At 37.5% G+C, this 23,033-nt stretch carries 19 protein-coding genes; 12 read left to right on the top strand and 7 right to left on the bottom strand.

Translation table 11 applies throughout. The features are described from left to right. Positions 1 to 42: 42 nt before the first annotated feature. Positions 43 to 768, bottom strand: coding sequence for a polyprenol monophosphomannose synthase (locus REI64_RS03990; RefSeq protein ID WP_308848807.1), 726 nt, complete (start codon positions 766 to 768; stop codon positions 43 to 45). A gap of 272 nt (positions 769 to 1,040) precedes the next feature. Further along, entirely contained in the window at positions 1,041 to 1,691 is a 651-nt protein-coding gene (gene pdxH, locus REI64_RS03985) for a pyridoxamine 5'-phosphate oxidase (RefSeq protein WP_308848806.1), read from the bottom strand. A 113-nt stretch (positions 1,692 to 1,804) separates the two neighbouring features. Between pdxH and REI64_RS03980 the strand changes: the two genes are divergently transcribed. After that, on the top strand, positions 1,805 to 2,368 hold the full coding sequence (locus REI64_RS03980) for a YqgE/AlgH family protein (RefSeq protein WP_308848805.1): 564 nt from the start codon (positions 1,805 to 1,807) through the stop codon (positions 2,366 to 2,368). A 38-nt stretch (positions 2,369 to 2,406) separates the two neighbouring features. Here the strand turns inward: REI64_RS03980 and purE are convergent, their stop codons facing one another. Both purE and REI64_RS03970 read right to left on the bottom strand, forming a co-directional pair. After that, a complete protein-coding gene (purE, locus tag REI64_RS03975) occupies positions 2,407 to 2,925 on the bottom strand; it encodes a 5-(carboxyamino)imidazole ribonucleotide mutase (RefSeq protein WP_308848804.1) in 519 nt (172 codons plus the stop codon). 73 nt (positions 2,926 to 2,998) lie between these two features. Next, positions 2,999 to 4,138 (bottom strand): 5-(carboxyamino)imidazole ribonucleotide synthase, encoded by a 1,140-nt coding sequence (locus tag REI64_RS03970; RefSeq protein WP_308848803.1) that lies wholly within the window; start codon positions 4,136 to 4,138, stop codon positions 2,999 to 3,001. 616 nt (positions 4,139 to 4,754) lie between these two features. Between REI64_RS03970 and REI64_RS03965 the strand changes: the two genes are divergently transcribed. Then, positions 4,755 to 5,945, top strand: coding sequence for an aminoacetone oxidase family FAD-binding enzyme (locus REI64_RS03965; RefSeq protein WP_308848802.1), 1,191 nt, complete (start codon positions 4,755 to 4,757; stop codon positions 5,943 to 5,945). A 295-nt stretch (positions 5,946 to 6,240) separates the two neighbouring features. Here the strand turns inward: REI64_RS03965 and REI64_RS03960 are convergent, their stop codons facing one another. Next, entirely contained in the window at positions 6,241 to 6,942 is a 702-nt protein-coding gene (locus tag REI64_RS03960) for a hypothetical protein (RefSeq protein ID WP_308848801.1), read from the bottom strand. 187 nt (positions 6,943 to 7,129) lie between these two features. Here REI64_RS03960 and REI64_RS03955 point away from each other — a divergent pair, with 187 nt between their 5' ends. From REI64_RS03955 to REI64_RS03945, 3 genes are all read left to right on the top strand, one after another. Next, positions 7,130 to 9,394 carry a radical SAM protein gene (locus REI64_RS03955; RefSeq protein ID WP_308848800.1) on the top strand — a complete coding sequence of 755 codons (2,265 nt, stop codon included), beginning with the start codon at positions 7,130 to 7,132 and terminating at the stop codon, positions 9,392 to 9,394. Positions 9,395 to 9,465: 71 nt separating this feature from the next. Further along, on the top strand, positions 9,466 to 9,774 hold the full coding sequence (locus tag REI64_RS03950; protein ID WP_308848799.1) for a type II toxin-antitoxin system HigB family toxin: 309 nt from the start codon (positions 9,466 to 9,468) through the stop codon (positions 9,772 to 9,774). A gap of 3 nt (positions 9,775 to 9,777) precedes the next feature. Continuing rightward, the gene (locus REI64_RS03945) at positions 9,778 to 10,134 is read left to right on the top strand and encodes a transcriptional regulator (protein WP_308848798.1); all 357 of its coding nucleotides are present in this window, start codon (positions 9,778 to 9,780) and stop codon (positions 10,132 to 10,134) included. 189 nt (positions 10,135 to 10,323) lie between these two features. On the opposite strand, the gene REI64_RS03940 is transcribed toward REI64_RS03945, so the two are convergent. Beyond that, entirely contained in the window at positions 10,324 to 13,575 is a 3,252-nt protein-coding gene (locus REI64_RS03940) for an amidohydrolase family protein (protein ID WP_308848797.1), read from the bottom strand. A gap of 156 nt (positions 13,576 to 13,731) precedes the next feature. On the opposite strand from REI64_RS03940, the gene REI64_RS03935 reads away from it, so the two are divergent. The 5 genes from REI64_RS03935 to REI64_RS03915 all read left to right on the top strand — a co-directional run bounded on the left by REI64_RS03935 (position 13,732) and on the right by REI64_RS03915 (position 19,641). Continuing rightward, positions 13,732 to 15,681 (top strand): ATP-dependent DNA helicase RecQ, encoded by a 1,950-nt coding sequence (locus tag REI64_RS03935; protein ID WP_308848796.1) that lies wholly within the window; start codon positions 13,732 to 13,734, stop codon positions 15,679 to 15,681. A 75-nt stretch (positions 15,682 to 15,756) separates the two neighbouring features. Beyond that, the gene (locus tag REI64_RS03930) at positions 15,757 to 16,386 is read left to right on the top strand and encodes a hypothetical protein (RefSeq protein ID WP_308848795.1); all 630 of its coding nucleotides are present in this window, start codon (positions 15,757 to 15,759) and stop codon (positions 16,384 to 16,386) included. 53 nt (positions 16,387 to 16,439) lie between these two features. Beyond that, entirely contained in the window at positions 16,440 to 17,810 is a 1,371-nt protein-coding gene (locus REI64_RS03925) for an MFS transporter (protein ID WP_308848794.1), read from the top strand. A gap of 33 nt (positions 17,811 to 17,843) precedes the next feature. Continuing rightward, positions 17,844 to 18,581 (top strand): (Fe-S)-binding protein, encoded by a 738-nt coding sequence (locus REI64_RS03920; protein ID WP_308848793.1) that lies wholly within the window; start codon positions 17,844 to 17,846, stop codon positions 18,579 to 18,581. A 178-nt stretch (positions 18,582 to 18,759) separates the two neighbouring features. Then, complete coding sequence (locus REI64_RS03915; RefSeq protein ID WP_308848792.1) at positions 18,760 to 19,641, top strand: hypothetical protein; 882 nt, start codon at positions 18,760 to 18,762, stop codon at positions 19,639 to 19,641. A gap of 182 nt (positions 19,642 to 19,823) precedes the next feature. Here REI64_RS03915 and REI64_RS03910 read toward each other — a convergent pair whose 3' ends face one another. Further along, on the bottom strand, positions 19,824 to 20,201 hold the full coding sequence (locus REI64_RS03910) for a GxxExxY protein (RefSeq protein ID WP_308848791.1): 378 nt from the start codon (positions 20,199 to 20,201) through the stop codon (positions 19,824 to 19,826). Between the two features lie 252 nt (positions 20,202 to 20,453). On the opposite strand from REI64_RS03910, the gene thrS reads away from it, so the two are divergent. Beyond that, entirely contained in the window at positions 20,454 to 22,379 is a 1,926-nt protein-coding gene (gene thrS, locus REI64_RS03905; protein ID WP_308848790.1) for a threonine--tRNA ligase, read from the top strand. 13 nt (positions 22,380 to 22,392) lie between these two features. Next, on the top strand, positions 22,393 to 22,962 hold the full coding sequence (gene infC, locus REI64_RS03900) for a translation initiation factor IF-3 (RefSeq protein WP_308848789.1): 570 nt from the start codon (positions 22,393 to 22,395) through the stop codon (positions 22,960 to 22,962). The last annotated feature ends 71 nt before the right edge of the window (positions 22,963 to 23,033 follow it).

Raw genomic sequence — 23,033 nt, 5'->3', positions numbered from 1 at the left:
AACAAATGAACTAATGACTAGTGAACCAATTTACCAAACAAACTACCTTTTATAATTTCTAAACCAGCTGCTGATTTTCATTTGAATAACGCCTAAGAAAGCTTCCCTAAAAATACGGGTACTCATTTTCGATGTTCCTTCTGTTCTATCGGTAAAAATAATCGGAACTTCCACCACGTTAAAACCATACTTGATGGCGGTGAACTTCATCTCAATTTGAAAGGCATAACCCACAAACTTGATTTTTTCCATTGGGATGGTTTCTAGCACTTTTCTGGTATAGCATTTAAAACCAGCAGTAGCATCTTGAATGTTAATTCCCGTAATGATGCGAACGTACATCGATGCAAAATAAGACATTAAAACACGTCCCATTGGCCAGTTAACAACATTTACACCCTTTACGTATCGAGAACCAATGGATAAATCTGCACCATTTACACAAGCCTCACGCAGTTTAATCAAATCGTCTGGATTGTGCGAAAAGTCTGCATCCATTTCGAAAATGTACTCATATTTTCTTGCCAATGCCCATTTAAACCCGTGAATATAGGCGGTGCCCAAACCTAGTTTTCCTTTGCGTTCTTCAATATGTAGCGCAGGAAATTCATTCTGCAAATTTTTAACAATTTGGGCAGTCCCATCAGGAGAACCATCATCAATAATCAATATCTCAAATAAATACGGCAACGAAAAAACCTTGCGAATAATTTTCTCAATATTCTCTTTCTCGTTGTAAGTTGGGATAATGACTAAGCTGTCGGACAATTAATTTTATATTTTAGATGGACGATTTACGATTTTTATCCTGCGAAAGTAATGAATTTAGGTCGATGTTTATACTGAGTTGCTTCGTTAAATTTTGTTAAACTATATGATGTCCGCCCATCCATCTTTTTAGCATTGGCGCACTAAGAAGAAAATAAATATCCCCACACCTGAAGAAAAAATAAAAATCTGCAGCAATACATTGGCATAATAAGACTAGTCTTCGACAAGCTCAGTCTGACAACTGCCTCTATTGACAACTGTAGACTGAATTAAGGTGCTAATCTCTCAATCTTCCAACTTCCGTTTACAAAAGTATATTTAATTCTGTCATGCAAACGGCTCGACCTACCTTGCCAAAATTCGATAACTGTTGGTTTTACAATGTAGCCGCCCCAGTGTGCAGGCTTTGGAATAGTCTTGCCTTCGTATTGTTTGGTGAGTTCTTCAACTTTGGCCTCTAAAATGTTTCTATCGGAAATTACCTGACTTTGTGGCGAAGCAATTGCTCCAATTTGACTACCCACCGGACGAGAGTTAAAATAAGCTTCAGAAGTTTCTTTGTCTAATTTTTCAATTTTACCTTCAATACGCACCTGGCGTTCTAATTCGCCCCAAAAGAATACCAAACAAGCCAATGGATTTTTCTTAATTTCTTTTCCTTTTTGGCTCAGATAATTGGTATAGAAACTAAAGCCATCTTTGTCGAAACCTTTTAATAATACTATTCTAGCATTCGGTTTACCAGACTTGTCTGCTGTAGCTAAAGTCATGATGTTGGGTTCAAAGATTTCTGCTTTTACCGCATCTAAAAACCATTTTTCGAATTGTTCTATCGGATTTTTAACGATATCATTTTCACTTAATTCGGCAGCTTTATAGTCTTGCCTTAGGTTTTGTATTACTTCTTTAGTCAGCTTCATAACACAAAAGTAATGTTTGTAAACCGATAGTTTTTAATATTTAGGTAGAATTATATCCGCCGTGCGTACAATCATTTTTTTGCGATTTTCTGATATTTTGCTAATTTAACGATATGTTGAGTTTATTAAATCCATCTGCCGGTAAGTTGTTGATTTCGGAACCATTCTTGGCCGACCCAAACTTTAAGCGCTCTGTAATTTTATTGACAGAATATGGCCAAGAAGGTACGGTGGGTTTTATCTTAAACCAGCCAAGTAATTTGGTGGTAAAAGATTTAATTCCTGATTTGTGGGAAGCAGATTTCCCAGTTTTTATTGGCGGGCCCGTCGAGGTTGATACCATTCATTTTATACACCGTTGCTACGACAAGCTTAACAGTGGCGAAGAAGTTGCGGAAGGCATTTATTGGGGTGGAGATTTTGAAACCTTGAAACTGTTGGTTAACAATAATAGTATTCAAGAAGATGAAGTAAAATTTTTTCTAGGTTACTCTGGTTGGAGTTTTAATCAGTTAGAAGATGAGCTTGCTACCAATACTTGGATTGTTTCAGACCAATATCATCAAGACACAGTATTTTCTCAAAATGAAGAAGAGCTTTGGAAAGAGGTAATCATCAACTTAGGCCCTAAATATGCTCACGTGAGTAACTTCCCTACAGACCCGAGTTTGAATTGATTTCATTGCCGTTGGTTTAAACCAACGGCAATGAAATTTTATTTTTCCATCTCAGCAGCAGTTTCTTCAACTTTTGCTCTCAAATCGTCTTTATAAGTTTGCATTTTTTCTGCCAATTCTGGCTGTGCAGTAGATAAAATTTGAACTGCCAACAAACCCGCGTTTTTAGCGGCATTTAAAGCAACCGTAGCTACCGGAATACCGTTTGGCATTTGTAGAATAGACAAAATACTATCCCAACCATCAATAGAATTTGAAGATTTGACAGGAACACCAATTACCGGAACAGTAGTGATAGAAGCCACCATCCCAGGTAAGTGTGCTGCACCACCAGCACCAGCAATAATCACTTTAATACCGCGACTAGCAGCATCTTTAGCGTAAGTAAACATTCTATCGGGCGTACGATGTGCCGAAACCACCGTAATTTCAAAATCTACCCCAAATGCTGTACAAATATCTGCTGCATCTTGCATTACAGGCAAGTCAGATTTGCTGCCCATGATAATACCAACTACCCCAACCCCTGAAGGGGCTTTTTCCTGTATTTCGTTCATAATATTGTGTGAATATTTATTTTATTTATGCTTGTCCACCCAGCTTAAGTTCCCCCTTTAGGGGGCTAGGGGGTTAACTTATCACCTTCAAAGTCTGTTGTACAAACCTCGCTTTTTCAATCGCTTTCTCACGGTTTTGATCAACAATAGTTAAGTGACCCATTTTGCGAAACGGTTTGGTATATTTTTTTCCGTACAAGTGCACGTAAACGCCATCAATCGATAAAATCTTTTCTAAACCATCATATTTAGCTACACCATCATGACCTTTTTCGCCCAAAACATTCACCATAATGGCGTTCGAAATAGAACGGGTATCGCCCAAAGGCAAATTAAAAATGGCCCTTAAATGCTGCCCAAATTGCGAAATATAATTGCCTTCAATAGTTTGGTGGCCGCTGTTATGCGGACGAGGAGCCAATTCATTTACCAAAATATCACCATGCTTAGTAATAAACATTTCTACAGCCAAAATACCTGTTACGTTTAAAGCAGCAGCAATATCTTTGGCAATTTTCTCAGCTCTTTCCTGTATACTTTCTGGGTAAGTAGATGGTGAAATTAAGAACTCGACTAAATTAGCTTCTGGATTAAATTCCATCTCTACCATTGGGAAAGTTTTAACATCACCATTAGAGTTTCTAGCTACAATAACAGCTATTTCCTTTTCAAAATGAACTAATTCCTCAATCAAAGTAGGTGCTTCAAACGCATTTTTAACCTCAGAAACATCGCTAATTTTCATCACACCTTTGCCATCATAACCATCTTTACGTAATTTTAAGATGTAAGGGAAAGCAAACTTGCCGCTACTTAAATCTTCTTGAGAATTTACCAACATGAACGGCGCCGTAGGAATGTCATTTTCCTTAAAAAATTGCTTCTGTACACCCTTGTCTTGTATCAATCTGATTACTCTCGATTGCGGATAAACCTGTTTACCTTCCTTTTCCAATTGTTCCAGTGCATCAACATTTACTTTTTCAATTTCGATGGTGATGATGTCTGCTTTTTTACCAAAATTATAGACAGTGTCATAATCGGTAATGGAACCATTTTCGAAATAATTGGCAATGTGTTTACACGGAGCATCAGCATCTGGGTCTAGCACTAAAGTGGTTAAATTGTAGTTAATTGCTTCCTGAATTAACATTCTGCCCAATTGTCCGCCGCCTAAAATACCTAGTTTTAACTCGCTAATCTGTTTTGCCATTATCGCTTAAATTTGCAACAAAAATAGCAAAAATTAGCATACGGTTTGGGTTAATTGTACATTAGATTACAATTAGAAGCGCAATATTTGTGCTGCTATTTCCCGATAGTCCTGCTTTCCGTTATCATCTTTTTGTGAGTGGTTTAGCTTAGCTTAAACTTCGTAAGTTTAACTTTTATCAGTTATTTGTATTCAATGGTGAAGTTGAGGGCTACGCCGTTTAAAAACTTACGAAGTTTGGAAAAGATGAGCAACAAAAAGTATGACCACTGCAATCAGGGCTATTTAAGAAAAGTCTAGCTATAGCTTAGCGTCACTTAGCGAAAACTTATAAACCTTTCCGGTGACGGAGTTAGTCGGGATTTGTAATCTCGACTGCTAGAGACGCGGATTTTAAATCCGCAGATAAGTAGTTCTGGATTGCAAATCCGGACCAGCATTAGGTTAAAAAAGCCCCTCTCTGCCTTCGGCATCTATTGATAGCTTTCTCACTTTATCTTACGGTATCAATGAGCTTCGGTTCTCCCCAAAGGACAGAGAAATTGCAATCAATGGAAATGCAACCTTACAACAATAAAACCATCAAGCAATAAAACAATTCCTTTACCTTTGCGCTATGGATTACGATGCAATAATTATTGGTGCCGGCGCCTGCGGACTAATGTGTGCGGTACAGGCAGGCTTTTTAGGAAAGAAAGTTATCGTACTCGAAAAAACTGACAAAGCAGGTGCCAAAATCCTAATTTCTGGCGGCGGACGTTGTAATTACACCAACATTGGCGCTAACGATGAGCAATTCATTTCTGCCAATGAACATTTCATAAAATCAGCCTTTAAACAATGGACAGTAGAAGACACCATTAGCTTTTTTGAAACTTACGGCATTAACGGAGCAGAAAAGACTTTAGGACAGTTGTTTCCGGATGGTAAAAATGCGAAAGATGTGGTAGAAGTTTTTATATCGCTCTGTGCAGAAATGGAGCAACAGATTATTTGCAACGCAGAAGTAATATCTATTGAAAATGGGGAAGAGCAATATGAGGTTAAATATCAAATCAACGGTAAGTCAAAAACTTTAGCTGCTCCAAAATTAGTTATTGCTACAGGCGGTTTACCCATTCCAAAAATGGGAGCGACAGATTTTGCTTTGAAGTTTGCTAGAAAACACCAACTTAATATCGTAGAAACTGCACCTGCATTAGTACCATTAACCATTACGGGTAAAGACGAAGCTTGGTTTGCCCAATTATCAGGGAATTCCGTGTTTTGCAGAGTAAGTAACAACGAAATGAGTTTCGAAGAAAACATCTTGTTTACGCATTGGGGCTTAAGCGGTCCAGCTATATTGCAGATTTCGAGTTATTGGCGCAGGGGGCAGGAGATTGAAATCGATTTACTGCCAAATGAAAATATAACGGCGTTTTTAACGGCTGAACGTCAGCAAAATGGCCGCATCCAATTATCAACTTTGTTGAACAGATATTACGCCAAAAAATTTACGGATGCTTTAGGTAAATTTCTGCCATTAACAAAAACCATTGCCGATTTAACCAAAGCAGAAATGGAACAATTGGAGCAAACCATCCATCACTTTAAAGTAAAACCCGCAGGCGATAAAGGTTACGACAAAGCAGAGGTAATGCGTGGCGGAATTGATACCAACGAACTATCTTCAAAAACTTTGGAGAGCAAAAAGCTGCCAGGTTGCTATTTCGGTGGCGAATGTGTAGACGTCACTGGTTGGTTGGGCGGTTACAATTTTCAATGGGCTTGGGCAAGCGGTTTTGTGATAGCGCAGAATTTGTAGTTTAACCGATACATCATTGCAATGACGGTATCTGCAGCTCCGTCATGCTGTCCCGTACGTACCTATCGTGTGGACACAAATATTAGCAAATGTCAATTTCCTCCCCCTGCCCCCTCGAAGAGGGGGATATGCAAAATGCTTAGGCGCTACGTGTCCCCCTTTGGAAGGGGATTCAAGGGGGAGGAACGAGATGTAGTACGGGATCAGCATCAGTTGGTAGGGTATTTTTGCTAACGTGATATAAACAAAAAAAGGGGCAAACTGCCCCCTTCTCCTAATAATAAGTTATCTATCCTTAGAAAACAAAACCAATACGAACGCCAGTAATTACTGATGGTTCAATCGAGAATGAGTTTCCTGCAGAATTAGATGTATTTGTAGTTGTGTTTCCGCCTACAGTAGTGCTTGTGGTAGTTTTACCGTCTTTTTGGTAAAGGAAACCGAAACCACCTTCAACACCTAAAAATACTTTTTTGGTGAAATAGTAATCAGCGCCAGCAACAGCTCTTAAACCAATACCTAAAGTGCTTGGTCCTTTAATTTCGCCAGAAACGTTGTTTATATAAGTTGGGTTACCAAAGTTGTTGTTAGAATTGCTGTAGCTATCTTTTTGATTTCCGTAGCCAAACAAAACATCACCACCTACGTAAGTAGAAAGACGCTCAGTTCCAGTAAAGTGTTTCTCTAAACCTACGTTTAACAAGAAACTGGTTTCGCTTCTTTTAACGTTACCTGTTTCGCCGTTAGCTCCGTAAGCGTTAGCAGTTTCTTTGTTGCTGCTTAAGTTAAAACCTAAACGTACAGCAGTTTTTTCTTGAGTAAAGTAACGAAATCTTAATAAGCTTCCAGCTTCATTTAAGTTAAATCCTGAATTTAAAACACCACCAGTAAGTCCAAATTCGGTAGTAACATCACCTTTTGTAGGTTTAAATTCACTCTGGGCATTTGCCGCAAGGCCAGCGATAGCTAAGCCAAACACTAATAAAATTTTTTTCATGTTATATATCTTTAAAACCGCATAAATATCAACTGTTATGCCAAAAGAACCTCAAAAACGTAATTTTTAGTTATATCTGTTGATAATTAGGATGTTGTATTGAGCTAATTTGTGTAGCATTTAAAATGCACATCAAAAAGTTGTATAGTAATTCAATCATTTAAAAATGCCAAACGTTACAACTTAGATGTATTTCATATCTAAACGTAGATTTGTGTACTTTTGCAAAAAAAATAAAATTCCTTTGCAAAGCGAACTTTTTGTAATTACACCGCCATTTACACAACTGAATACACCGTATCCGGCCACTGCGTATATCAAAGGTTTTTTAAATGCAAAAGGCATTTCATCAATCCAAGCCGACTTAGGTATTGAAGTAATTTTAGCGCTTTTTTCCAAAAAAGGACTAACAGATTTGTTCCATCAGGCGGAGCTAAAAAACGAAATGTTTTCATTTAATATTCAACGAATTCTAGCTTTAAAAGAAGAATATTTGAAAACCATTGATGCAGTTATTTCTTTCCTGCAAGGCAAAAATCCAACTTTGGCTCTACAAATTTGTCAGGAAGATTTTTTACCAGAGGCTTCTCGATTTGCACAATTAGAAGAATTAGATTGGGCTTTTGGTGCTATGGGAACTCAAGATAAGGCAAAGCATTTGGCTACACTTTATTTAGAAGATATTTCTGATTTTATTGTAGAATGTATTGACCCAAATTTTGGTTTTAGCAGGTACGCAGAGCGATTGGGAAGAAGTGCCAATTCTTTCGATGAATTGTACGGAGCCTTAAATCAGCAGCCAACTTATATTGATGGTATTTTAATCAATATCCTTAAAGAAAGAATTGAAGCAATTCAGCCTAAATTATTTCTGATTTCTGTTCCTTTTCCTGGGAATTTATACGCAGCATTTCGTTGTGCGCAGTTTGTGAAGCAAAACTATCCTCATATTAAAATATCGATGGGTGGTGGTTTCCCAAATACAGAATTACGTTCGCTTTCGGATAAAAGAGTTTTCGAATTTTTCGATTATATCACTTTAGATGATGGCGAATTGCCGATAGAACTTTTGTATAATGCCATTATCAAAGACGGTGAATTCAATTTATACAAAAGAACATTTTTACTAGAAAATGGAGAAGTTGCTTACAGAAATGATGCTTTAAGAACTGATTACAAACAAGCTGATGTAGGCACACCAGATTATTCTGATTTGTCATTGGATAGCTACATTTCGGTTATCGAGATTGTAAACCCAATGCATAGAATGTGGAGCGATGGTCGTTGGAATAAGTTAACGATGGCGCATGGCTGTTATTGGGGCAAGTGTACTTTCTGCGATATTTCCTTAGATTATATCAAGGTTTACGAGCCTATAGCAGCCAAACAGATTGTAGATAGGATAGAGGAATTGGTATCGAAAACTGGTCAGAATGGTTTTCACTTTGTAGATGAAGCTGCTCCGCCCGCTTTAATGCGTGAAGTTGCTCTGGAAATCCTCAGAAGGAAAATCACCGTTACTTGGTGGACCAACATCCGTTTCGAAAAAAGTTTTACTAGAGATTTATGTTTATTGCTAAAAGCTTCTGGCTGTATTGCAGTTTCTGGTGGTTTAGAAGTAGCTTCCGATAGATTATTAAAACTGATTGATAAAGGTGTTACGGTAGAACAAGTGGCTAAAGTAACCAGAAATTTCACAGAAGCTGGAATTATGGTACATGCTTATTTGATGTATGGTTATCCAACACAAACAGTACAAGAAACGGTGGATAGTCTGGAAATGGTTCGTCAATTGTTTGAGGCTGGGGTGTTACAATCTGGTTTTTGGCACCAATTTGCAATGACAGCGCACAGTCCGGTTGGTTTGTATCCCGAAAAGTTTGGCGTGGTAAAAGAAACGGAAGAAATTGGAACTTTCGCTAATAACGATATTAACTACAGGGATAAAACTGGTATCGACCATAATAAATTTAGCTACGGATTAAAGAAGTCGCTGTTCAATTTTATGCATGGCATCTGCTTCGATTATAAGCTACAAGATTGGTTCGATTTTAAAATACCGAGGACTACTATTGCTCCGAATTTTATTGATGTTGCTTTAAAACCCCTAACCCCTGAAGGGGAATTTTATGGAACTAAATCTACTGCGAAGATTGTTTGGTTAGGCGGAAAGCCAACTGTTGAGAGGTTTACCAAGTCTAAAAAAGGCAACACTTGGGAAATGATGAATTTGCATTTCCACAACAAACGGGAAACTTTTAGCATTCAAACCAATAAAGCTGAAGGCGAGTGGTTGGTTGCTATCTTGGATAAAATCTCTTGCTCTAATGATAAAACCTTAACCTTTCAAGAAATCAAAGCTGATTTTGAGAATACAATAGAACATTTTGAATTATTCTGGTATTCAAAACCAATTCATACTTTACGGGAGTACGGGTTGTTGGTGTTGTAGCAATTATTACATCAGTGTTTGTTTTCTATTAGAGAACTTTGTATTTTTGTTTTCTAATAGAGAACCTTTCTATGTTTAATATCATTAATAGAAAAACACTTTTAGCTTACGGAGAGGCATACCCAAATGCTAAGAATGCGCTTTTTGAATGGTATTATGAATTTTTACATGCTGATTTCAATAACTTTCAGGAGCTAAAAAGCGTTTATGGTAATGCTAGTTTGGTTGGTGATGATAGAGTGGTTATTAATATTTTAGGCAACAAATATAGACTAGTAATAAGAGTTGTTTTTCTTTATAAAACCATACAAATAAAATGGTTTGGCACTCATAAAGAATACGATAAAATTGATGTGGCTACCATTAAATTTAAATTATAGAAAATGGATTTGCGAATAATTAATACGGAAAAAGAGTATAATGATTTATTAAATTGGGTTGATGAACAATTTGATTTATCGTTAAATCCAGATAGTAAGGAAGGGCAAAAGCTACAAATTGCATTATTGCTTATTAAACAATATGAAGATTTGCATTACACGATACCATTTCCTAATCCGTTAGAAGTGGTGAAGTTAAAAATGGAAGAAAAAGGATTGTTAAATAAAGATTTGGTCGATTTAATTGGTAGTAAGGGTTACGTGTCTGCTTTGCTGAGTGGTAAGAAACCCTTAACGTTACGAATTGCCAAGTTGTTTCATCAAAAACTAGGTATTCCTGCTGAAGTATTATTGGCTTAGTAGGTGGTTAAAAATTCATATTCGTAGAGAGTTTGGATTGTTGGTGTTGTAACATTCTAGTACCACCGTTAACAAAGACGTCATTTCGAACGCAGAGAGAAATCTAGCTAAAATACTATACGTTGGATTTCTCCTCATTCTTCGTCGAAATGACGGCGTTATATAAGTTCCCCTTTAGGGGCTAGGGGTTTAATCACAATTCGGCACCGTAAACGTCCAAGTTTCAGATATTTTGTAAGGCAACGAAAATGCTACACCTTTATCCATTTCGAACCACAATTTTGGTCTCATTTTTTCTCTGCTGTAGGTTTCGTTCATGGTCATGCTGTCATAAATTCGGCCGTTAATCATCACATATTTAATCTTTTCAGAGTTTCTGATATCTTCTAAAGGATTGTCTTCTAAGATGATTAAATCAGCTAGTTTGCCAGTTTCTAAAGAACCTAATTCTTTGCCCATTCCCAAATATTCAGCTCCGTTTAAAGTTGCCGCTTTAATGGCTTGCAATGGCGACATACCACCTTGCACAAACATCCACAACTCCCAATGTGCACCTAAGCCTTGTATCTGTCCGTGAGCACCTAAGTTTACTTTTGTGCCACCATCAGCGATGGTTTTAGTTGCTTTTGCTACCTCAATATGTCCGTAATCTCCGTACTCAGAAGTCGTTCTACGTCTTGCTCTTGAATCTATAATTGCTCTTGGCGTAAAATTCAACAAACGTTCATTTTCCCAAACGTTGGTTCTATCGTACCAATAATTTTCGCCCCACTGACCACCATAAGCAACAATTAACGTAGGGGTGTAAGCAACTTTGGTATTGTTCCAAAAACTCACTACATCTTTATAAGCTGGTGCAACTGGAATGCTATGTTCAATACCAGTATGTCCATCAGCTACCATAGTCATGTTATGGAAGAACGTAGAGCCACCTTCTGGAACCACTTCCATTTTCAACTGACGGGCAGCTTCTAAAACTTGCTGGCGTTGGTCCCTTCGTGGTTGGTTGTAAGATTTTACCGAAAAAGCACCAACGGCTTTTAACCTACGCAAATGAGAAAGTGCATCATCTAAACTATTAATGGTTACCTTGAAATCGCCATCGGCACCGTATAAAATAGAACCTGTAGAATATAAACGCGGACCAACCATTCTGCCAGCTTTTAGCATTTCGCTTTGGCTAAATACCATCTCTGTATTACTCGATGGGTCGTGAGCTGTAGTTACACCGAAGCTCAAATTTGCCATATAAGACCAATCTTGCTGAGGACTAATGCCATCTGGGCTGGTTCTCAAATGTGCATGCACATCTACCATACCGGGCATAATGGTCTTTCCGGTAACATCAACCACTTTTATATCTGCCGGAATTGGAACTTCATCCACTTTTCCAATCGCTTTGATTTTGTTGTTTTCTACCAGAATTGTGCCTTCTTCAATTACTTGCTCGCCCTTCATCGTGATAATTCTAGCACCTTTCAAAGCAATCAGTCCACTTGGTGCATCGGCTTTTAATCTCAGACCGATAGAAACGCCAGCTGTATCAGGCTCTGGTAACACTTGTGGCGCACCTTCAACAAAAGTGAAAGTATTTTTAATTTCTCTGTTGTAGTATTTCTCTCCTAAAGTCCATAGCAATTTCTTACTGTCGGCACTCCAATGCAAGTAAGTTCCTGCATCTTTAGTTACTTTTGTTAAAGGGATAGCTTTGTTACCTGCAGATAAATCTAAAGCTGTTCCTGCGGTTACCATTGGAGTAATGTAAGCATTAAAAAGCTCAGTAAATGCCATCCACTTACCATCCGGACTAGGAGCAAACTGCGTTGCATATTGTGAAGTGTAGTGTGTGCGTTCGTTGCCACCATTTAAATCAACACTTTTGAAAGCCTTTTTGCCGCTGTCGTAACCTTGATAGAAAATACGTGTATCATCACTATTAAATTGTGGTCTGATACCGTTGTCTAATAACAATGTTTTTGAACCGCCATTTGCAGGCATCACAAAAATGCCTGTGTTTTTTCCGTAAGTTAAACCAAGCGTTTCGTTACCGCTACCTTTTCTGAAAACAATTTTATCGCCTTTGGTAGAAAAGCTAGGAGAGTAGTAATAACCTTTTTCGTCGGTAAGGCTGATGGTTTTGCCTGTTTTTAAATCAGTACGTTTAATGGCTCCTTTAAATTCGTCGCTCCAGGTGGTGTAAATAACAAACTTCCCATCTGGACTAAATTTAGGCTCAAACTCGAAATCCAAACCGTTGGTTAACCTTTCTGGCGTGCCACTTGGCATTTCTTTTTTGTACAAATATCCAGCAGCATTAAAAACTACCATTTTGCCATCGGGCGATGTTACCAATTGCCTAAGCATTTTTGCCGTAAACTCCGAAGCATAAACTTGTTGGTCGAAATGTAAAGCCTCTTGAACCGTTTGGTTGCTAGTTACTTCAAAAGGAATGTCACTTACATATAAATTATTAAGTTCAATTTGTTTGATTTTTCCTTTGGCATAAAAAACGATTTTCTTACTATCTGGTGTCCAGGCAAAGTTGGGATAAACACCAAAAATAGCCCAAGTTTCTTGTTGGTCTTTCGTTAAATCATCATATAATGGATATTCTTCGCCAGTTTTTAAGTTTTGCACATAAAGTGCCGATTTCAATCTAACCCTTTTTACGTAAGCAATAAAATTTCCATCAGGAGATACCTGAGGACGAACAGAACCACCAGATTGAGCAATGAAATTCGTCAATTTTCCGCTAGTTAAATCTAACTGTCGGATGGCGTAAATCAAGCCATTTGGGTCTTTGCTATATTGAAAAAAAGGACCTGGAGAAACATCCTCACTGAAATAAAGGAATTTGCCATCGGGCGATACATTTGGTTCGCCTGCGTCTTGTTGGTCGTTCTTGCGTTTGGTCAATTGCACTCCATCGCCACCGTAAATGCTGTACATCCACATTTCGCCAGCACCTAAAGAACGAGAACCTGTAAAGTGCTTTCTGGCAATTAAATAATCACTATTTGGCATCCAAGTAGCATTGTTTAGCAATCTAAAAGTTTCCTTCGTAATTTGCTTTTTGTTGCCGCCTTGTCTATCCATTATCCAAATATTATCGGCGCCGCTTCTATCACTCGTAAACGAAATGTATTTTCCATTAGGGCTAAAACGAGGTTGAACTTCGTAAGAAATACCACCGCTTAGCAATTTCGCAGTTCCGCCAGTAATTGGCATTACATAAATATCGCCCAACATATCGAAAACAATTTCCTTCCCATCTGGACTAACATCTAGGTTCATCCAAGTACCTTCGTTAGTGGTAATGCTGAAGTTTTTGGTAGGACCTTTGAACTTTTCGACATCCCATTTTGGAGCTTCTTTTTTCTCTTGTGCGTTAACGGAACTTAAGGTAAATAACAGTGCTGAGGCAAATACGTACTTCTTCATTCTTAATTTTATCTTAACAACTAAAGGTTGCAATTTAGCTATTTCTTGCCACAGATGCACAGATGTCTTTTTCAAAAAACTGATATAACTGGCATCAAAGCCTTTACAAACATTCTAAACCTTTTTGAGTTAGCCTAAAACAAAATCTGTGCATCTGTGGCTAAACCTTTTGAAAAACCGCCATCGTTTCATAGTTTTGACCATAGCTTTTATATGACTGCAACAGAAGTTTTAAAGAAATATTGGGGATTTGATGTCTTTCGTCCGTTGCAGGAAGAGATTATTCAATCGGTAATTAAAGGCGAAGATACTTTAGCACTTTTGCCAACTGGCGGAGGGAAATCTGTTTGTTTTCAGGTTCCAGCCATCATGAAAGAAGGTATTTGCATTGTGGTTTCGCCTTTGGTAGCACTGATGAAAGACCAAGTAGAAAACCTAAAAGCTAAGGGAATTGAAGCCATTGCAATTTACGCCGGAATGGGCAAGCGAGAAATAGATATTCTGCTGGATAATTGCATCTACGGTAAAATCAAGTTTCTTTATCTCTCTCCAGAAAGATTGCTTTCAGAACTGGTTCGTGTGCGTATTTCTTACATGAATGTGAACTTGATTGCCATAGATGAAGCACACTGTATTTCCCAATGGGGATATGATTTCCGTCCACCTTATTTGAAAGTGAAGGAACTGAGAGAAATTCTTCCTGATGTTCCAGTTTTAGCATTAACGGCAACAGCTACGCCCGAAGTGAGGACAGATATCATAGAAAAACTGGAGCTGAAAGATGCGCAGGTTTTTGTGAAAAGTTTCTCTAGAAAAAATCTCAGTTATGTAGTTTTTAATCTCGATGATAAGCATAAAAAGCTAATTGATATATGTAAAAATGTAAAAGGTTGTGGTTTGGTTTATGTTCGTAATAGACGAGAAACTGCCGAAATAGCCATGTTTTTACAACGGAACCAAATCTCAGCAGATTTTTACCACGCAGGTTTAGAAAAGGATGTTCGTTTCCAAAAGCAGGAAGATTGGAAGAAAGATAAAACCCGAGTGATGGTTGCAACCAACGCTTTCGGAATGGGAATTGACAAGCCTGACGTTCGTTTTGTGGTACATTTAGATTTGCCTGAAAGTTTGGAGGCTTACTATCAAGAAGCGGGCAGGGCAGGACGTGATGAAAAACGAGCATTTGGGGTTTTGCTGACCAATAAAGGCGACCAAAAAGTATTAGAAGCTAAATATACCGACAGCTTTCCATCGGTTGATGAAATTAAAAAAGTTTACCATTATTTAGGTAACTACTACCAATTGGCTTATGGCGCTGGACAAGGCTTAAGCTTCGAATTTGATTTGGCTGATTTTTGCAAACGCTTTAATATTGGTGTGATTAAAACCATGGCTGCGCTGAAGTTTTTAGAGCGTGATGGCTACCTCACACTGTCTGAAAATATCTTTATTTCTTCGAGACTGATGTTTGCCGTTGGCCACGAAGACGTTTACCGTTTCCAAATCGAAAATGCCGCTTTCGACCCGATTATCAAGACTATTCAGCGTTCTTATGGCGGTGCTTTTGATGGTTACGTAAAAATCAAAGAAAGTGATTTGTCTAACAGATTAAAGGTTTCCTACAACGATGTAATTGCTTATTTGAAGAAGCTACAAGAGTATAACGTCATTTCTTATTTGCCTCAAACAGACCAACCACAATTGCAATTTATCACAGCCCGATTGGATATGTTGCATTTGGATGTAGATGCTAAGTTTATAGAACTTAGAAAGCAAATTCAAAGCACTCAGATAGAAGCTGTATTGGCTTACGCTGCGAATGAAATTTGTAGAAGTATTCAATTGTTAACTTATTTTGGAGAAAGCAAAGCTGATAAATGTGGCGTTTGCGATGTTTGCTTAGCAGAGAAGAAACAAGAAGAATTAGCGGAGTATACCGATAAAATCGATTTTGAAATTAGCATGGTGTTGCAAAGTGGCCATTTTGATTTAGATGATTTAGTGAAAAGCATACAAACAGGTACAGATAACGATAAAATAGATAGAATTCGAGAGCTTCTTGACGCTGGAAAAATCAAAACCGATGGGAAGAAGTATTATTTGTAGGATTTGAATGCCAATTAATCCCAATTTAATTAAGTAAACAATCTTTCTTATCTTTGTGTTAGTTAACAAAAACACGTGAAAAATGAGTTACGTAATGTCCTTTCAGGAAAGAGCAAAGTTAGGTTCGGAGAAATTATCCAAGCAATATCCAGTTACGTTAGAAAAAGCACGGAAACAAGCACAGCAATTAAAGACACAAAGCTCTTCAGAAAACAAGAAGAACAGGTCTTAGAAAAATTTATCATCGAAAATAATCTTTGGATTAATGATATAGATTTTTCGAAATACGTAAGTGAAGGTGCCGAACAAAAAGTTTACCTAAAAGACGATAAACACGTCATTAAACTTAACGATGCCATTTACTATACTTCGTGGATAGATTATTTCTACAATCTATTACTGCACAATTATTTTTTTCCCGATACAGCATACGAATTAATAGGATTTACAAGAGATGATGATAATGTGTTATATGCCGTTGTTCAGCAATCATTTGTAACTATTACCAACATAACAAATTTGGAGCAGGTAAAGGCATTTCTAACCCAAAACGGATTTTTGAATTCTAGAAATAATGACTACTACAATCCAGAATTAGGTATTATATTGGAAGATTTGCATGATGAAAATGTACTGACTAGTAATGAAATACTTTTCTTTATAGATACAGTCTTTTACCTTAAAGATGATTTCTGGAAGGATTAACAAAATGTAATTAATCAATTTTCCTATCTTAGCCGCAATAAACAAGCAGATTTATGAAAGATGAGCTTTCAAAGTCCCCTTCTGGGGATTTAGGGGTTAAAAACGATAAAAAGACAATTCGCTCTTGGGCCTTTTTCGATTGGGCAAATTCAGCATACAATCTAGTCATTACTTCAACCATATTTCCAGCTTATTACACGGCTATAACTGGAGATAAAGATGATAACACTATCGATTATGTTTATTTCTTTGGTTATAAAATCATCAATTCGGCACTGTACAGTTATGCTATGGCGTTTGCCTTCTTGGTGATTGCAATATTGTCTCCAATATTATCTTCCATTGCCGACACCAGAGGTAACAAGAAAATCTTTATGAAAATGTTCACCTACATTGGCGCAACTGCCTGTAGTGCATTGTTTTTCTTCGAAATTAATGCAGATAAAGGAGTAAATACACTGAATTTTAGTGTCATCATGTTTGTAATTGCAGCCATTGGCTTTTGGGGAAGTTTGGTGTTTTATAATTCTTACTTGCCAGAAATTGCTACAGTAGAAGAACAGGATAACGTAAGTGCAAAAGGTTTCACTTATGGATATGTAGGTAGCATTGTCTTGCAAATCATCTGCTTTGTTTTTGTATTTAAGCCAGAATGGTTTGGCATTGTAGATGCTTCAATCCCAGCTCGTTTGTCGTTCCTTTTAGTTGGTATTTGGTGGGTTGGTTTTGCTCAAATTCCATTCAGAAACTTGCCAAAGGGAAGTCCTAACTTCAAAGCAGAAAAGAAAAACATTATGAGCAGCGGTTTCCAAGAACTTAACAAAGTTTGGAAACAGGTAAAACAAATGAAGTATCTGAAGCGGTTTCTCTTTGCGTTCTTTTTTTACTCAATGGGTGTACAGACAGTGATGTTAGTGGCCACTATTTTCGGAGAAAAGATATTACATCTTCCAACTACTAAACTCATCGCAACCATCCTTATTTTACAATTGGTAGCTATTCCTGGCGCAATGCTGATGTCTTATCTATCCTCAAAGAAATTTGGAAACGTAAACGTACTGATTGGCGTAGTTGTCATTTGGATTGGAAGTTGTATTGCCGCTTACTTCATCCATACCGAAATGCAATTCTATGCTTTAGCTGCAGTTATTGGCTTAATTATGGGCGGAATTCAATCTTTATCACGTTCTACATATTCAAAATTCTTACCTCAATCAAGTCCAGACCATACCTCTTTTTTTAGCTTTTACGATGTAACAGAGAAGGTTGCGCTGGTTTTCGGGATGTTCAGTTTCGGGTACATTGAAGTATTAAGTGGCAGTATGCGTAATTCGGTGATAGCGTTAGCGTTGTTTTTCGTTTTTGGTTTAGTATTTTTGCTGCTCTTAAAAAAGGTAGAGCCCAAAGCCGTGGTGGTCTATTAAGTGATTTTAAGAGCAGATACCTAAATAAATATAATGAAGATAGAGCTATTTATCCCTTGTTTCATAGACCAATTATATCCGGAAACGGCCTTTAACACCATCAAAGTTTTAGAAAAAGCAGGTTGCGAAATTGTTTATAACTCAAAACAAACCTGTTGTGGTCAGCCGGCTTATAACGCAGGTTACTGGGAGCAAGCTAAGGAGATAGGTACTAAATTTTTGTCAGATTTTTCGGAAACTGAATATATCGTTGCACCATCAGCATCTTGTGTAGGCATGGTTAAAGGCGGTTTCAACGATTTGTTTACCAATACCATCGTTCATAATAAATGCAGAAATGTACAGTCAAATATTTTCGAACTGTCTGATTTTCTTATCAACGTATTAAAAAAAGATTACTTCGGTGCTGAATTAGAGGGCAAAGCAGTTTACCACGACTCGTGCAGTGGTTTAAGAGAATGCAAAATCAAAGAAGAACCTCGTCAGCTACTTTCTAGAGTTATAGGTTTGGAAATGCTCGAAATGAAGGATACCGATATGTGCTGTGGCTTTGGTGGTACGTTTGCTGTAAAGTTTGATGCTATTTCTTCGGCAATGGCAGAGCAAAAAGTAAATAATGCACTAGAAATGGATGCAGATTATATCATTTCCACTGACCTTTCTTGCTTGCTTCACTTAGATGGTTACATCAAAAAAAACAACATTCCACTTAAAACAATGCACTTGGCAGATGTATTGGCAAACGGTTGGTTAGAAAGTACCGAATATTAATTTTTCTCTCTGATTAAACCTATTGCCGAAATATCAATCAAAGCAGCTGCAAATTAGCCAATTGTTACATTGTAAAACTACAGTTATAAATCAAAAATATAACTTTCGTTAACATATATTTTGTTGCAATAGAATTAATTTTGCTGACTACAATTACTAACAAAACAACTTTATATAAATGAAAAAAATATTCATCGCTTTTTTAAGCGTTTTGGCTTTTACAGTAAATGCACAGGCTCAAAAAAAATCTGGAGCTATCCAATTCGAAACTATCATTGACCCCATCGCGGTTGCTGAGGCTAGTGGAAGACAAATCCCAGAGCAAATGAGAGCTCGTATGCCTAAATCTATCAAATCTAATTACGAATTGCTTTACAATGCTACCAACGCAAGCTATATGCCTGTTACCGAAACAGAGGATAGCAATAGCGGCGGTGGTCCAGGTGGTGGTATGAGATTTGGTGGCGGTTTTGGTGGTGGTAACAGAGAGTATTATTATACTTTCGCTGACCAAAAGGTGGTAGAAGTTTTTGATATGATGGATACCACTTATGTAATGCCAACTAAGTTAACCGTTGCATCTATTAACCAATTTGGTGGTGGTAATGGTGGAAGAAACAACAATCAAAGTAATAATGCGGTTCAGTTTTTAGATGTACCACCTGTAGTAGATATCATTAAATCTGATGAAACTAAGAAAATCGTAGGTATCGATTGCAAAAAAGTAACCATCAAAACAACTCGCAAAGCTAAGGTTTTAGATATGGATAAAGATGTGGTTGATGAAACTGTGCTTTGGTATACCAATGATTTAGGCTTCAACTTTTCGCCAATGCCAAATTTCTGGACAGAAGGAGCAGTATTAGCTATCGAAATTAAAGGTGGAGGTACAACGGCAAAAAGCATAGAATACAGAAACGTTGGTAATAAAGACGTAACTGCGCCTAAAAAGGCTATTGCAATTACTCAAGAACAGTATCAAGCTAAACAAGCTGCGATGATGGCTAGGTTTAGAAATAACAACGGCAACCGTCAAGGTGCTACAGGAAGAGTAAACTAAGAAATTCCATTTTATATTTTCGGAATGTCTCGGCTGTGGTCGGGACATTTTTTTATGGACGGTTCCCGCAGATTTTCGCTGATAGAACCGCAGATTTAAGGAGATTTTACTATTCGAATATTAGCGTAAATCTGCGGATTAGAGTTTAAGACATGGTATCTGCGAAAACTGCGGGAAAACAATTAGAGCCCGTTCACCTTCCTAAAAATAGATTTAGCAATTTCATCAGTATTGAAATTTACAAGAATACCTAGTTTTAAGCCAGACAACTTCAAGTAAGTGATTAATTGTTTGTGATGAACATTCAACAGCGTTTCAACTGATTTTATTTCGATGATAACTTTATCTTCAACTAAAAAGTCTAACCGATAACATACATCCAATTGAATACTTTCATATTGCATAGCTAAAGGAACTTGTTTAGCATAGAAAAGTCCTCGTCTTCCTAATTCAAATCCTAAAGCGGCTTCATAAGCAGACTCTAAAAGACCAGGGCCAAGGTTGTTGTATACGTCGAAAATCGCTCCACGTATTTCATAAGAGATTTCATTTTCAGTCATAATTTCATAGAATAGGTGACTTGAAGATAATGTTTTTTAAAATAACTCCCGCAGATTTAACAGATTGAATACGCAGATATAAAAAGATTTTTATTTTACACGCTTCAGCGCAAATCTGCGGAAGCATCAGCGAAATCTGCGGGCTAAAAGTTTAAAAATCCAATCTAAAAACCCTATCTTTGCACCAAAATAAAATCACACACGTAAGTGATTTTGCATAACAATTTTATAAACTCTAAATCATAGTTGTAGATGATTAACATTACATTACCTGACGGCTCGGTACGTCAGTATGAACAGGGCGTAAATGCCCACCAAATTGCCTTATCAATCTCAGAAGGCTTAGCAAGAAACGTTTTAGCGGCAGAAGTAAATGGAGAAGTTTGGGACAGTTCACGTCCAATCGAAGCCGATGCTGCGGTTAAATTATTGACTTGGAACGACACAGAAGGTAAATCAACTTTCTGGCATTCGTCGGCACACATCATGGCCGAAGCCTTAGAAGCACTTTATCCAGGTACTAAATTCGGTATCGGTCCAGCTATCGAAACTGGTTTTTATTACGATGTAGACTTTGGCGATAGAGAATTTTCATCTGATGATTTCAAGAAAATCGAAGATAAAATGCTAGAGCTGGCTAAGCAAAAAGAAGTTTTCGAACGTAAAAGCGTAAGCAAAGCTGATGCTGTAAAATATTTCACCGAAAAAGGTGACGAATACAAATTAGACTTAATTGACGGCTTAGAAGACGGGAAAATTACTTTCTATACACAAGGTGATTTTACTGATTTATGCCGAGGTCCACATATCCCAAATACAGGTTTCATCAAGGCAATAAAATTGATGAATGTTGCTGGTGCTTATTGGAGAGGTGACGAAACTAAAAAACAGTTAACTCGTATTTACGGCGTTACTTTCCCTAAAGCTAGTGAGTTAACAGAGTATCTTCACATGATTGAAGAAGCTAAAAAACGTGACCACCGTAAGCTAGGTAAAGAATTGGAACTTTTCACCTTCTCAGAAAAAGTAGGGATGGGCTTGCCAATGTGGTTGCCAAAAGGTACTGCATTGCGTGAACGTTTGGTTCAGTTCTTAACTAAAGCGCAGCAAAAAGCTGGTTACGAACAAGTAATTACGCCGCATATTGGCCACAAAAATTTGTACATTACTTCTGGTCACTATGAGAAATATGGTAAGGATGCTTTTCAGCCAATAAAAACACCACAAGAAGGAGAGGAGTTTTTCTTAAAACCGATGAACTGCCCGCACCACTGCGAGTTGTATAAATTTAAACCTCGTTCGTACAAAGATTTGCCGGTTCGTTTTGCGGAATTTGGTACAGTTTATCGTTACGAGCAAAGTGGCGAATTACATGGTTTAACTCGTGTACGTGGCTTTACTCAAGATGATGCCCACTTGTTCTGTCGTCCAGACCAAGTGAAAGACGAGTTTAAAAAAGTAATTGATTTGGTCCTTCATGTATTTAAATCTTTAGGTTTTGATAACTATGTTGCTCAGGTTTCATTACGCGACCCAGAGAATAAAACAAAGTACATCGGTTCTGATGAAAATTGGAAATTAGCTGAAACTTCAATTATTGAAGCGGCGGAGGAGAAAGGTTTGCCAACTGTAGTTGAATATGGAGAAGCAGCTTTTTACGGTCCGAAGTTAGATTTTATGGTGCGTGATGCTTTGGGCAGAAAATGGCAATTAGGTACCATTCAGGTAGATTATAACTTGCCAGAGCGTTTTGAATTGGAATATACTGGTAGTGATAATCAAAAACATCGCCCGGTAATGATACACCGTGCGCCATTTGGTTCTATGGAGCGTTTCGTTGCGGTATTGATTGAGCACTGCGGTGGAAACTTCCCATTATGGCTTTCTCCTGAGCAATACATCATTTTGCCTATTTCAGAAAAATATGAAGAATATGCGAAAAAAGTTTCAGAAGAGCTAAATAATTCCGATATTCGCGGTCTAATTGACTTTCGTGATGAGAAAATCGGAAGAAAAATTAGAGATGCTGAAGTTAAAAAGTTGCCTTATATGCTGATAATCGGCGAAAAGGAAATGGAAGAAGGAAAAGTTTCTGTTCGTAAACATGGCGAAGGAGATTTGGGAAGCATGACTTTGGCAGAGTTTAGTGAATTAATTAATAAAGAAATAACAGTTTAAACAAGGAAAGCATTTGGCATTAGGAAGACCAGGATTTAACAGGGGACCACGTCCACCTTTTAAGAAAAAAGAAGCAGAACATAATATTAACGAACACATTCGTGCACAAGAAGTTAGGCTAGCTGGGGATAATGTAGAGCAAGGTATTTATCCTTTGTCGAAAGCGTTGGCGCTTGCCGATGAGCTTGAGCTTGATTTAGTAGAGATTTCTCCAAACGCTAACCCACCGGTTTGCCGTATTATGGACTATAGTAAGTTCTTATACGAGCAAAAGAAAAAGCAAAAGGAAATTAAAGCTAATGCTAAGCAAACGGTTATTAAAGAAATCCGTTTCGGACCTAATACCAACGACCACGATTTTCAATTCAAATTGAAACACGCCATCGGTTTCTTGGAAGCAGGCGAGAAAGTAAGAGCTTACGTACACTTTAAAGGTAGAGCTATTGTTTACAAAGAACAAGGCGAAATCTTATTGTTGAAATTTGCCCAAGCATTGGAAGAAATAGGTAAAGTAGAGCTTTTACCTAAATTAGAAGGTAAGCGTATGTTTTTAACATTAGCACCTAAAGCAGCAAAAAAATAATAAATTATATAAATTAACAGGTTATGCCAAAAATGAAAACCAATTCCAGTGCTAAAAAGCGTTTTTCGCTT

It is taken from the genome of Pedobacter sp. (assembly GCF_031119335.1).
GTDB lineage: Bacteria > Bacteroidota > Bacteroidia > Sphingobacteriales > Sphingobacteriaceae > Pedobacter.
This window is presented reverse-complemented; position numbering and strand designations above follow the sequence as displayed.